The sequence below is a fragment of the Kitasatospora sp. NPDC048296 genome (assembly GCF_043201815.1).
Lineage (GTDB): Bacteria > Actinomycetota > Actinomycetes > Streptomycetales > Streptomycetaceae > Kitasatospora.
In genome coordinates, this window is the sequence record NZ_JBICZB010000079.1 from 1 (window position 1) to 14203 (window position 14203).

Genomic DNA, 14203 nt, shown 5'->3' on the forward strand with positions numbered 1-14203 from the left:
GGCTCAGCTCGTCCACCACGAACACCACGGACTCCCGGTCGGCCCACCGCGGCCGGACGGCCGAGGCGGCCGTCGACCAGCTGCGGCCGCTCCACTCGGCGCTACGGCGGCACCACGCGGCCGGCACGTTCGTGCTCAAGGGCTTGCGGATGCGACCAGTCGCGGTGGTTCTCACTCGCGGCGCCCGCTGACCCTCGCGCCAACCGGCGGGGCGCCAGAACCGCAGCGCGGCGGGGCCACTCCCGCCGCGCGTCGGTGGCCCGACCCCAGAAGCCCTTACGGTCCGCCATGGTGCCGCGAACGGCTTCACCAGGTAGCCGTCACCACCCGCGTCGGACCCCTCCACCCGGTCGGCGATCCCGTCGAGCACGAGGAGGACGAGCACGGGCACCGCGTCACCACGGCGCCGCAACCTTTCCACGAAGCCGACGGCATCGCCGGCCGGCAGCAGCCGGTCGAGGACCACGCAGTCACACCTGACGCCCCGCAGCGCCTCGGCCGCCACCGACAGGTCGGTGGCCTCGTCGACCACGAAGCCGTCCCGGCGCAGCGCGGCCGCAGCGGCGGCGGCGAAGCGCAGATCGTCACCGTCCTCCACCACCAGTACACGCAGGGCGACCAACGATAGCGGCCTTCCTACTCCGGTCAACTCCGCCGCGGGCACAGCAGGTTCAGAGTCCGACCAGGGGCAGGCGACCTCATCGAATCCTCATGATCGGTCCGCCATGCTCTTCTTCGACACCCCGCGTCAACCTTCCGGGCCTCGGGCTCGCACGGGCGGCGGCCTGCCCTCGCGCGCTCCCCCTCGTCCGGATCGAGGAACTCGACCCGGGGCACCCCAAGTTGACGCAACCAGACTCGGCCTGAAGGGCACGACGGCTGTTTTGTGGGATCAGCCGTCGCTCGCACCCGCCCTCCAGACCGTCCGGACAGCCGCCGCGGCACGGCGCGGCAGCTGTGTACCGGCCAGGCGGCAGGGGGCGGCGGCCCGAGCAACCGCCCCCTGCCACGGGCAGGCCCCGCCACCGGCCGCCTTCTACCGCGCACCGGGCAAGACCGCCTTCGAAGCGCTCGGGACGAACCCGCCCACCGCCTCGGTCCAGCGGCTGACGACCGGACCCGACGGCAGGCTCCATGCCGCCACCTTCGGCCGCGACACCTGGTCCGTCAACCCGCACAACTCTGACGAGGACGATGACGACCAGAGCTGGTCCCACCCCGCGACGCACCGGTGCCGATCCGCCGCCACACACGTCCGAACGCGGAAAATCCTCACGCCGTGGCCCGGTGAGTCACCGCACCGTCCAGCCGCCGTCCACGCCCAGCGCCTGGCCGGTGAGGCAGGAGGCCCGACGGGCCGAGCAACTGGGCGACCGCGTCGAACCAGTGCGCCCCGCCCGCGACCTCCTCGAAGACCTCCTCACCGGCATCTACGGCTGCCGGCTCTCCGGCAGCCCCGGCCGGGCCTCCTTCATCAGAGCCTCATGATCCGCCCGCCATACTCCTGCGACGCACGACCGGTTCGACGACTCGACCGCAGCCCGGAGGAGAGCCCGCATGGACAACCGACCGACCCGCTTCCGACGACTCGCCGCAGCACGCCGCCTCGGCCTGGCGAGCGGGCTCGGCGCCATGGCCATCGCGTTGGCCGGCGCGGGCACGGCGGCCGCCGACGAGGGACACACGCCGGGCACGTACACCTACTACACCTTCCCGACCGGCACCGGCCCCCTGCACGACGTCAGCTGGACCACCACCCCGGCCTACGACCCCGGCTACACCGCCGAGATCTTCTGGAGCCACCAGTTCGACTTCGACAACCAGCACACCGCCTACATCGGCATGCAGAGCAACGGCGGCTCCCCGCGCAAAGTGCTCTTCTCGGTCTGGGACACCACCGAGACGAAGCCGGGCAGCCCCGGCAGCAGTTGCAAGCCCTTCGGCGGCGAGGGCACCGGCCGGCAGTGCTCGGCGGCCCTGGACTGGCAGGCCGGCCACACCTACCGGTTCAAGGTCGCCGCCACCACCGGCGGATGGTTCGACGCCACCGTCACCGACCAGACCACCGGCACCACCATCGACCTGGGCAGCATCAAGACCAAGGCCACCGGCATCTCCCCCGACAACATGGTCGACTGGACCGAGTACTTCGAGTGGAACGACCCCCGCTCCACCTGCTACGACCAGCCGAACTCAGCCGTCACCTTCGGCCTGCCGACCGGCAACGCCGGCACCGTCACCGCCGCGGCCACCTCCACCGAACTGCGCGACTTCTGCAAACCGCAGGCCAAGGCCGAGCTGACCGCGCAAGGCAGCACGCACCGCAACGCCATCGGCAACAGCGCCCGCGGCCCGCTGCAGAACGGCCGCACCTGCCTCACCGCACAGGGCACCCCCGGCGACGGCACCAAGCTCTCCATGTCCGACTGCACCCCCACCAGCGACCGCGCCTGGGTCCTGGCCCCCGACCAGACCCTGCGCCTGCCCTCCAACTACTGCCTCACCGAGCAGAGTTCCACTACCGCCGTACGCGACTGCGCCGGCGCCACCGACGACGGCAAGGTCACCGACCCCGCCAAGCAATGGACCTACGACACCACGTCACGAACCCTGCGCAACAAGAAGTCCGGCCAGTGCCTCGCCGCCGCCCCCGACGGCACACCCGCCACCCGGCCCTGCACGCCGGGAAGCACGGACCAGGCATGGAGCGTCCCCGTCCGCGACGGCGCCCCCGCGAACGGCACCCCCACAGGGGGCATCCCGTCGGCGACGCCCTCCCCCACCACCACCTCGCCGCGCAGTCCCCACCCGGCCACCGACGCGGCCACCAGGCACAGTGACACCCTCCCACTCCTCCTGGGCGGCACGGCCGTGCTTCTCGCGGGAACCGTCACCGCCCTCGTCGTCTTCCACCGCCGCAACCGTGCTCGACGCACCCGCGGCTGACCCTGGCCCGAGGAGAGCCGGCACGACGCCGTCCGGGAACCGCTCGTGAACTCCGCGCTGTCAGGCGTGCAGCCAGCTGAGGCTGAAACTCCCACCACTCAGCGCGGAGTTCCGGGTCAGCGGTGCGGTGCCGCGCTCGATGTCTGTGGACTCGACCGTGCCGGCGCCCGCGAGCGGCCTGCCGTTGACGGTCACGTCGGCGAAATTGATCGTCTCGAACACCTGCGGGCCATCGCCACGCCGGCGTGCAGCACGCCGAGCGGCAGCAGGAACACCGAAATGATCGAGGTCGGCCGGTGCGACCGGCGAGGACCGTGAACGCCTGGAAAGCCAGCAGGCCGCTCCAGAAGAACAGGATGGCTATCAGCTCCAGCCAGGATCGCCCCCGCCGCGCGCTGGTGACCCGATCCCCCGAGCACTTGCGGTCCTTCATGCCACACCCCTCCCCTGGGGTGCCCGCGTGGTGCGGCGCTCCTGTTCCGAACCAGCGGACGCCAACACGTTGTTGACGATCAATCAGACTACTCTCCGACCTAGCCGACCTCGGCTCAGTTCCCGCCGGCGGCCGCCGTCACCGCCTGGCGGACCCGGTCCGCCAGGCCGTCGCCGCCCGCGATCGGGCGGACGTTGCCGGCCACATCCGCCGGAGCCTCGACCAGCAGGACCCGCTGCTCGGGGTGAGCGCGGCCGAACTCGGCCACGGCGGCGGTGAACTGGCCACCCGCCGAGGTGTCGCCGGCCGCGACCACCACCGTGCAGTGCCGCAGCAGCAGCGCACCGAGCACGTCGGGCAGAGCGGTCGGCGCCGCGGTGACGTAGCTCGCCCTGGCGTGCAGTGAGCCCGTCGCCGCCTGGGTGCCGGCCCAGGCTTCACTGCCCGGACCCGCCGCATCAAGACCCGAAGGGCCGGTGACCAGGCAGGCGTTGAAGGCGACGAACGGCTGGGTCGGCGCAGGGGGTCGGGGCGGCGCGTGGTGGCCCGAACATCCGGCAAGCAGGGCAGTCAACCCGCCGACCAGCACGCCACCGGCCCGTCCGACCATGCGCGATCCCATCGCCACCGCTTCGCTCCCTCGCACTCGTTCCGCCCGGCCCGTGGACGGGGCCCGGCAGAGCCTAGAGCACGGCCAGTTGCACAAATCACACACCCCATCGACACTCCTCGCACTTTTCCAAGGGACCTTTCAGAATTCGACACTGACCTTCATTCAATCCTCATAAAGCCCAGAGTTCTTCCCGCACAAGGGCCGTTCGTATCGGTTCTGTTTCTGGCCCGGTCATCTGACGGGTTGGTAGAACAACCCGACCGTTGTTCACTCATGACCTCTGGAGGGGATAGTGCGCCCGAATCCGGGTTCACCACCCGCCGTCGCACGGCGTCGGCGCCTACTGCGCTGGACCGCCTCACTGACCACACTGACGCTCGGCTTCGGCCTCGCGGCCGGCTCCGCCGATGCGATACCGCTGCCGGCCAACGCGATCGCCACGGCCGGCAAGCGCATCGACACCACCAAGGTGGCCACCCCCGGGCGGCAGTCCGGCTCGGCCGCCGGCCTGCCGCACCTGGTCTCCTCGGACGCCACCGGAGGCAACGCAGCCGGCCCCGCGCCCACCGGCCACGGCCCCGCCACCGCGCCGGGCCAGCTCGCACCGTTCACTCCGGGCAACCGGATCACCGACCCGGTCCTGGTCGACCGCTCGGGCAACGTGCAGACCGCGCCCGCCGACGGTGCCCCGGGCTCCCCCGCGCTCACCGGCTTCGACCCGGCGCGCAGCACCGAGCAGACCGCGCAGCGCAACGACCACGAGAAGGTCTTCCAGAACCCCGACGGCACCCAGACCGTGCGGACGTACTCCGGCCGGGTCTCCTTCGCCAACCCGGACGGCAGCTGGTCGGACATCGACCCCACCCTGGTCCCGTCCACCAAGCCGAGCGCCGGCGCCGCCGCTCCCGCCGAGCCGGCCACCGGCCGCCACGCCGCGGCCCTCGCCGCGCCCGCTCCGGCCCCCGCCGGCGACAGCAGCGGCAGCGGCAAGCTCACCAAGAAGGCCGACTCCCAGGACGTCGAGTTCGCCACCGTCGCCGACGACCCGCAGCTGATGTCGATCAGCGGCGACGGCCGGAACCGGGTCTCCTTCGGCCTGGACGACGCCAGCGCGGCCGCCGGCCACGCCGTCGGCAACGACCTGCTCTTCCCGAACGCCCGCCCCTCGGCGGACCTGGACCTCAAGGCCGTGGACGAGGGCTTCAAGGAGACCATCGTCCTGCACGGCGCGGACGCGCCCACGGTCTGGACCTTCCCGATCACCGCCCCCGGCCTGACCGCGCGGATCGCCGACAACGGCGACGCGGTCTTCCTGGACGCCTCCGGCGCCGCCAAGGTCACCGTCCCCGCGGGCACCATGACCGACGCCGCCATCGACCCGCGCTCGGGCGAGGGTGCCTTCTCCGACGGCGTGCACTACGCGATCGTCGACGACCACGGCCGTCAGGCCCTGCAGGTGACCATCGACTCGGCCTGGCTGCACGACCCCGCCCGGGTCTTCCCGGTCAAGGTCGACCCGTCCTCGGCAAACACCAGGACCGACAGTTCGGCGTTCTTCCAGTACAACTTCATCGCCGGCAAGACCAACATCCCGAGCAGCTCCAGCAACCCGGACCTCAAGGTCGGCGACTACGACGGCAAGCACGCCTCCGCCGCCTACGTCCGCTTCCCGGTGACCACCTCGATCCCGAACGCCTCGGTGATCAGCGGCGGCGTCAACCTCTGGACCACCTGGTCCGGTTACTGCGCCAAGCCCGCCGAGGTCGACCTCAAGGCGATCACCACCGACTGGAACCTCAACTCCTCGCAGGGATGGCCCGGCGTCGGCTACCCGGCCGAGCAGTCCGGCTCCGCCTCCTTCACCGGCGGCACCGGCGCCGGCTGCGGCGGCGCCACGTGGCAGCGGATCCCGCTGAACGGCACCGGTGTCGCCCAGGTCACCTCGTGGACCCACGGCGGTACCAACAACGGCTTCCTGCTCTACGGTTCGGCGAACGACGTCTATCACTGGAAGCGCTTCAACTCGGCCGCCTCCGGCAGCAACACCCCGTACCTGGACGTCACCTACGCCCCGGACGACGCGAGCTTCAACTTCGCGTCCACCTGGGACTTCGGGCCCTCGCACATCCAGCAGGGCCAGATCGCCGTCACGGTGACCAACACGTCCTCCAACACCTGGGCCGCCGGCACGGGTGACAACTCCTACGCGCTCGGCTCGCGCACCTACCGCGCGGACGGCTCGCTGGTCGGCTGGGGCTCCAGCGTCTCGCTGCCGAACCCGGTCGGCCCGAACCAGTCGGTGAAGCTGGAGGCGATCAGCCCCGCGCTGCCGCCCGGCAGCTACAAGCTCTGCTGGGAGATGGAGAAGCGCGGCAAGTACGCGTTCAGCGACGTCGGCGGACACAACGCCTGCTGGTCGTACACCATCAACAACATCCCGCCACAGGTCGACACCTCCTACCCGCCCAACAACACCACCGAGCCGACCCTCACCCCGACGCTCTTCGCCACCGGCCACGACCCGGACAACTGGCCTGGCACCGGCCTGAGTTACAAGTTCGGCGTCTGCGGCGGCACCCAGGCCGCCCCGGTGAGCTGCTTCGACTCGGGCGGCCTGAACGCCGCCACCAGCTGGCAGGTCCCGAGCGGCAGACTCGCCTGGAACCAGAGCTACTTCTGGCAGGTCTGGATCTCCGACGGCAAGGACACCGCCGGCCCGTTCGTGCAGGGCTTCTTCAGCACCGCGGTCGGCCAGCCGCAGATCACCTCGCACCTGACCGAGAACCCGGCGGCCCGCGGCTTCGACCCGCTCAGCGGCAACTGGACCACGGACGCCACCGACTCCACGGTGGCCACCGTCGGCCCGGCACTGACGGTGCACCGCACCTACAACAGCCTCGACCCGCGCACCAACGGCATGTTCGGCGCCGGCTGGATCTCCCCGCTGGACATGCGGGCGGTGATCGACGACGACGCCTCCAACAACGTGGTGATCACCGACGCGGACGGCCGGCAGCTGCGATTCGGCTGCAACCCGTCCGCCACCCCCGGCACCGGCCCGCCGTGCGGCTCGTACGCTCCCCCGCAGGGCACGTACGCCACGCTGACCGCGCAGACCGGCGCCGGCAACGCGGTCACCGGGTTCACGCTGACCGAGAAGGGCGGCACCACCTACACCTTCGCGGCCACCGCGGCGAACCCGGCGGCCTTCGCTCTCACCCAGGTCACCGACTCGGACGGCCGCTCCAACACGCTGTCCTACGACGGCGCCGGCCTGCTCAGCGCCGTCACCAGCGCCACCAGCGGTCGCGCGCTGCACCTCAACTGGTCGACGCCGAGCGGCGCGAGCTACCCGCACGTGTCGCGGGTGTTCACCGACCCGGTCACCGGCACCGACCAGAACACCGACCTGACGTACCTCTACAACTACACCGGCGACCAGCTGACCTCGGTCTGCCCGCCGGTCTCCACCACCGCCTGCACGCAGTACGCGTACACCGGCGGTTCGCACTACAAGACCGGGGTGCTGGACGCCGGCCCGCAGTCCTACTGGCGGCTCAACGAGTCGGCGGGTTCCGCCGCGGCCAGCAGCGTCGCGCTGAACGAGGGCAACGACAACGGCTCGTACAGCAATGTGACGCTCGGCCAGCCCGGTGCCATCGCCGGCTCGCCCGCCGGCTCGGCCGGCTTCAACGGCAGCAACTCCGCCGTCCGGCTGCCCGACAACCTGCTCTCGTCCAGCGCCAACCTGGCCGTCGAGCTCTGGTTCAAGACCACGGCCACCGGCAGCGGCCCGCTGCTCAACTACCAGGACGTCACCCTGGGCAACGCCGCGAACAACTGGACCCCGGCGCTCTACCTGGGCACCGACGGCAAGCTGCGCGGCGAGTTCTGGCAGGGCGGGGTCGCGCCGATCACCTCGGCGAACCCGGTCAACGACGGCAACTGGCACCACGTGCTGCTGTCCGGCGCCGGCAACACCCAGACGCTGTACCTGGACGGCGCGCAGGTCGGCACGCTGGCCGGCACCATCGCGAACTCCAAGCAGCCGATCGCCTACGTCGGCGCCGGTTTCTCCAGCCCCGACTGGGGCGCCCCGGCGCGCGGCGACTGGTACTTCAACGGCCAGATCTCCGACGTCGCCTTCTACAACCACCCGGTGGGCGCCGCGACCGCGGCCGCGCACAACCAACTGGGCCGCACCGCCACAGGCGCGCTGCTGACCCAGGTCACCTCGCCGTCCGGCGCCGTGCAGGCCCAGGTGTCCTACGACACCACGGCCGACCGGGTCACCGCCACCACGGACGCCAACGGCGGCAGCTGGAAGCTCAACACCCCGACCGTGACCGGCTCCTCGGGCGTCTACCGGTCGGCCGTCATGGGCTCCAACCCGCAGGGCTACTGGCGTCTCGCGGACACCGCGGGCGCCGACGCCGCCAACCAGCTGGGCACCGCGTACGGCAACTACAGCAAGGTCACCCTCGGCACGCCCGGCCCGTACGCGGCCGGCGACATCACCGCCGCCTCGTTCGACGGCTCGTCCTCCTGGCTGGCCCTGCCCAGCGGCCTGGTGCCGGACCACGGTCCGTCCGCCCTGGAGCTCTGGTTCAACACCAGCACCCCGGGCGGCGTGCTCTTCTCCTACCAGCAGCAACTGGTCACCGACCCGAACGGCCCGCTGGCCTCCTACACCCCGGCGCTCTACGTGGGCGGCGACGGCAAGCTGCAGGGTGAGTTCTGGGACGGCAACGCGAGCGCGATGAGCTCGCCGGCCTCGGTCGCGGACGGCAAGTGGCACCACGTGGTGCTCTCCACCGACGCCACCGGCGGCGGCCAGGCGCTCTACCTGGACGGCGCCCAGATCGGCAGTAAGACCGGCACCGTCGGCCAGACCGGCTGGGGGATGAACAACGTCTACCTCGGCGCGGGCCTGATCACCGGTGGCTGGCCGAATCAGCCGGCCGACCACGCCGGCCACTTCAAGGGCTCGATCAGCGAGTTCGCCTTCTACAACCACCAGTTGACGGCGGGCGACTCGGCCAACCACTTCCAGGCGAACGCCGCCGGGAAGGCGGCGCCGATGACCACCGCGAGCGTGACCGACCCGAGCGGCAAGACCGTCTCGTCCTCCTACGACCCGAACAACGGCGGCCGGATCATCTCCTCCACCGACGCGCTCGGGGCGAGCACGACCTACGGGTACGACACCGGCGGCTTCCTGTCCACCGTCACCGACCCGAACGGCAACACCAGGATCAAGGGGCACGACGCCCGCGGCAACCAGGTCAGCGAGACCACCTGCCAGGACCGCGCCCACCAGATCTGCTCGACCAGCTACCACAGCTTCTACCTCAACCCCGCCAACCCGGTCGACCCGCGCAACGACGCACTGACCGACACCCGGGACGGCCGCTCCGCCTCGGCGACCGACAACGGCTACTGGACGCACAACGACCTGGACGCGGCCGGCCGGGTGATCGCCACCACCACGCCGCCCTACGCCAACGGCACCGGGCGGACGGCCACCACCACGTACACCACCGGCAGCGAGCCGGCCGCCGACTCCGGGACCGTCCCGGCGGGGTTGCTCGCCTCCAAGACCACCGCGGGCGGCGCGAAGGCGACCTACGGCTACTTCCACAACGGCGACCTCGCGCAGGTCACCGATCCGGCGGGCCTGGTCACCAAGTACGCCTATGACCAGCTGGGCCGGATGACCAGCCACACCGTCTACGACTCGGTCACCGCCCCGAACGGGCTGACCACCAGCGTCACCTACGACGGCGACGGCAAGTTCCTCACTCAGACCGAGCCGCCGGTCACCGACCGGGTCACCGGCGCGGTGCACACCGAGCAGACCACCTTCACCTACGACCCGGACGAGCACCCGCTCACCGAGGTCAAGGCCGACCTCACCGGAAAGGACGCCACCCGGACCGAGACCTTCGCCTACACCCCGCTCGGGCAGCTGGCGAGCAAGACCGACGCCAACGGACACATCGAGTCCTACGCCTACGACGCCTACGGCAACCGTAACGCCAAGACCGACGCCAACGGCACCACCATCGCCTACGCCTACTCGCCCCGCGGCGAGTTGCTGACCAGCACCCTCAAGGGCTGGATCGGCGACCCGACCGCCCCCTCCCCAGCCACCGACCTGGTGCTGAACTCCAAGGCGTACGACCCGGCCGGCCGCCTCGCCTCGGACACCGACGCGATGGGCCGGACCACCTCCTACACCTACTACGACGACAACGCGGTCAAGACGGAGCAGCGCGGCGACGGCACCAACTCGCTCCAGCTGCACGCCTTCACCTACGACGCCGCCGGCAACCGGATCTCGGACCTGACCGAGGCCGTGACCCAGCACACCTTCACCATCGACGCCGCCCGCCGGGTCACCGCCGAGGCCGTCAAGGTCGGCCTGGACGCCAACAGCCAGCCGATCTGGCGCACCACCACGACCGCCTACGACGCGGAGGACCACCCCACCTCGATCAGCAGGACCGACTCGACCGGCACGCTGACCGCCCAGACCGACTACACCTACGACCCGATGGGCCGCGAGCTCACCGAGACCGTCCACAACGGCGCGGCCAACCTGGTCACCACCTTCACCCGCGACCAGCGCGGCCTGGTCACCGCCGAGAAGGACCCGAACGGAGCCGAGACCAACTACCAGTACGACGCGGCCGGCCGCGAGGCGTACATCGGCGAACCGGCGCGCCAGGTCGAGGCGGTGGGCGGCACCGCGGTGCAGGCCACGCCGTTCCAGACCTTCGGCTACAACACCTTCGGGGACCGCACCTCGCACTCCGACGCCAACGGCAACACCACCTACACCAGCTACGACGCGGTGGGGAAGGTGACCGGCACCATCGAGCCGAACTACACGGCTCCCGGCGCCACCGCCCCGATCACCGCCTCGACCACCGCCCGCTACGACAAGGTCAACCAACTCATCTCGTACACCGACCAGTTGGGTAACACCACCAGCTCGGTCTACGACCAGCTCGGCCGCGACGTCGCCAAGACCGATCCGGCCGTGGGCGGGGCGGCCACCGGCGGCGTGTGGCACCACAGCTACGACGCGGTCGGCGAGCAGCTCTCGCAGACCGACCCGACCGGCGCCGTCCAGCAGGCCACCTACGACTACATGGGTCGCAAGGTGACCGAGACCAAGCTGGAGCGCTCCCCGGTGGCCGCCGCGTACACCGCCACGCTGGCGTACAACGCGACCGGCGACCTGGTCTCCGAGACCTCGCCGTCCGGTGTGACCACCACGTACGGCTACGACCTGGCGCACGAGAGGACCAGCCAGATTGACGCCTACGGCAACACCACCGGCTTCGCCTACGACGCCCTCGGGCGCCCGGTGAAGACCACCGACCCGTCCGGCACCGGCCAGAGCACGCTCTTCGACCCGGCCGGCCGGCTCACCTCGGTCAGCGACTTCGGCAGCGACGGCAGCGTGCTGCGCACCCGGAGCGCGGCCTACGACCCGGCGGGCAACGTCACCTCGGCCACCTCGGCGCTCGGTTACACGGTCTCGTCCACCTACGACACCGCGCACCACCAGCTGACCGAGACCGAGACGCCGGCGGCCGGCTCGACCATCACCACCTCCTTCGGCTACGACGCGGTCGGCAACCGCACCCGCTACACCGACGGCCGCGGGAACCAGTTCCTGACCACCTACAACACCTGGAACCTCCCCGAATCCCAGATCGAACCGGCTACCACGGCCTACCCCAACGCCGCCGACGGCACCTGGACCACCGGGTACGACGCGGCCGGACACCCCGTCAGCCTCGCCGAACCCGGCGGCGTCACCCGCACCCTGAGCTACGACCCGCTCGGCCGGCTCACCAAGGAGACCGGCAGCGGCGCCGAGGCCACCACGCGTGACCACACCTTCGGCTACGACCTGATGGGCCGGATCACCTCGGCCGGCACCCCCGGCCAGGACAACCAGTTCAGCTACAACGACCGCGGCCACCTGCTGTCCGCCACCGGTCCGTCCGGCGCCTCCTCCTTCGCCTTCGACGGCGACGGCAGGATGACCACCCGGACCGACGCCGCGGGCACCGCCGGCTACACCTACGACCAGGCCGGCCGCCTAGCCGGCATGACCGACCCGGCCGCCGGAACCACTACCGGCTACACCTACGACAAGGACTCCCAGCCGATCGGTATCACCTACGGGACCGGCAACAACACCCGTGCCTTCGGCTACGACCCGCTGCACCGGCTGACCAGCGACACGGTCAGCACCGCCGGCGGCGCCGCGGTCTCGTCGATCGCCTACAGCTACAACCTGGACGACCAGCTGACCGCCAAGGCCACCACGGGCTTCGCCGCGGCGGCCAACAACACCTACACCTACGACCAGACCGCCCGCCTCACCTCCTGGAACAACGGCACCACCACCGTTCCGTACGCCTACGACGCGTCCGGCAACCGCACCCAGATCGGAGGCCAGAACCTCAGCTTCGACGCGCGCAACAGGCTTATCTCGGACGGCAACGCGAGCTACACCTACACCGCGCGCGGCACCATGTCCGGCAAGACGCCGAACGGTTCGCAGAACACCGAGGCCATGCAGTTCGACGCCTTCGACCGCATGAAGGCCGACGGCGCGCAGACCTACGACTACGACTCGTTCGACCGCCTGCTGACCACCGCAACCACCGGTGCCGCCGGTTCCCCGACTACCCTGGCCTACTCGGGCACCGGCGACCTGGTCGCCTCCGACGGCGTCGCGAGCTACTCGCGCGACCCCGGCGGCGCGATCACCGGGATCAACCAGGGCGGCACCGGCACCGTGGCCGTGACCGACCAGCACACCGATCTGGTCGGCAGCTTCGCCGCCGCCGGCACCTCACTGGCCGACTCCGCGGCATACGACCCGCTCGGCAACTCGATCGGCACCTCGGGCGCCAAGCACGCGCTCGGGTACCAGTCCGACTGGACCGATCCGACCACTGGCAAGGTCAACATGCTGTCCCGCTGGTACGACCCGTCGACCAGCACCTTCATCTCCCGGGACAGCTACAGCCCCGATCACGTCGTCTCGGACCTGCCCGACCGCTACGCGGTCCAGGGCATGGACCCGTGGTGGTCGGACCCCAACCCGAGCGTGGCGTTCGACCGGTACGCGTACGCCGACGGCAACCCGCTGTCCTTCACCGACCCGGACGGACACTGGCCGGACTGGGTGGACTCGGCCTTGCACAAGGTCAGCAGCACCGTCACGCACGTGGTCGAGCACCCGTGGGACTCCGCCAAGACCGGGCTGAACTTCGCCTACCAGGTCTCCGGCGCCGCCGACGTGGTCAGCTGCGCCACCCACCCGGGCTGGAGCAGCTGCGGTCAGGCCGCCCTGGCGGTCGCGTCGTACGTCCCGATCGTCGGTGAGGGCGCCATCGCCCTGCGCGGTGCGTCCGTTGCCGCGAAGATCCTGCGCACCACCAACACCATCGGCCGCGCGGCCCGGGTCACGAACACCGCGGTCTACGGCGCCTCGGTGATCAAGGACGTCGCCAACGGCGACTACAAAGCGGCAGCCACGTCGCTGGTGACCTCGTACGTGCTGCACAAGGCCGCGAGCCCGCGGGCCTACAGCAAGGTCAGCGCCGGCTTCGACCGGAGAGGGCGAGTGGTCAATGCCGAGGCGCACCACTACGGCCACCCGTTGAACGAGCACTACACGATCACCGTGCGCGGCACCGAGAAGACCCTCAGTTCCCACGCGGTCGACCACAAGAACCACCACACGCTCAAGGCCTATAAATACAAGGGCCCCAAGAAGAGGCTCCCGAACAAGCGGCACCTGTTGCACGTGCCCGATCCGGACAAGGGCATCAAGTGGGCGAAGAAGCAGATCAAAAAGAAGCCCAAGGACTCGAAGCCGTACAAGCGGCTGAGCAACAGCTGCGTGACCTACTGCGGCAGGGTGCTGAAGAAGGCCGGCGCCCCGGACGTGCCGGTCAAGGGCAGCTACCGGATGAAACTCTACCTGACGCTCAACGGTCGCCCCGGGCCCATTAGCGGGATCCGGCGTCGCTGACGTCGCACCCAGTGGCCGGCTGGTGACCACCGGCCAGCCACTCCCGGGCCCGGGGGGGGGGGGGGGGGGGGGCCCGGCGGGCCGGCGGCTGGTCGACGCAACACAACCACGCCCCCCCCAAGCTCCGCTCGCCAGGAGGCTC

6 protein-coding genes are annotated in these 14203 nt (G+C 70.8%); 3 read left to right on the forward strand and 3 right to left on the reverse strand.

Features of this window, described 5'->3' with window-relative positions; translation table 11 throughout:
- Nucleotides 1-622 (reverse strand): response regulator (locus ACGF12_RS32270; protein WP_393038000.1); only part of this gene is annotated, 622 nt, incomplete at its 3' end.
- Nucleotides 623-1287: 665 nt separating this feature from the next.
- Here ACGF12_RS32270 and ACGF12_RS32275 point away from each other — a divergent pair.
- Both ACGF12_RS32275 and ACGF12_RS32280 read left to right on the forward strand, forming a co-directional pair.
- Nucleotides 1288-1488, forward strand: a complete 201-nt coding sequence (locus tag ACGF12_RS32275; RefSeq protein WP_393038003.1) for a hypothetical protein — start codon at nt 1288-1290, stop codon at nt 1486-1488.
- A gap of 69 nt (nt 1489-1557) precedes the next feature.
- Nucleotides 1558-2946 (forward strand): DUF3472 domain-containing protein, encoded by a 1389-nt coding sequence (locus ACGF12_RS32280; RefSeq protein ID WP_393038006.1) that lies wholly within the window; start codon nt 1558-1560, stop codon nt 2944-2946.
- Between the two features lie 60 nt (nt 2947-3006).
- On the opposite strand, the gene ACGF12_RS32285 is transcribed toward ACGF12_RS32280, so the two are convergent.
- Together ACGF12_RS32285 and ACGF12_RS32290 are read right to left on the reverse strand one after the other, a co-directional pair.
- A complete protein-coding gene (locus ACGF12_RS32285) occupies nt 3007-3168 on the reverse strand; it encodes a hypothetical protein (protein WP_393038009.1) in 162 nt (53 codons plus the stop codon).
- Nucleotides 3169-3494: 326 nt separating this feature from the next.
- Complete coding sequence (locus tag ACGF12_RS32290; protein ID WP_393038012.1) at nt 3495-4001, reverse strand: hypothetical protein; 507 nt, start codon at nt 3999-4001, stop codon at nt 3495-3497.
- 283 nt (nt 4002-4284) lie between these two features.
- On the opposite strand from ACGF12_RS32290, the gene ACGF12_RS32295 reads away from it, so the two are divergent.
- Nucleotides 4285-14061 (forward strand): LamG-like jellyroll fold domain-containing protein, encoded by a 9777-nt coding sequence (locus ACGF12_RS32295; protein WP_393038015.1) that lies wholly within the window; start codon nt 4285-4287, stop codon nt 14059-14061.
- The last annotated feature ends 142 nt before the right edge of the window (nt 14062-14203 follow it).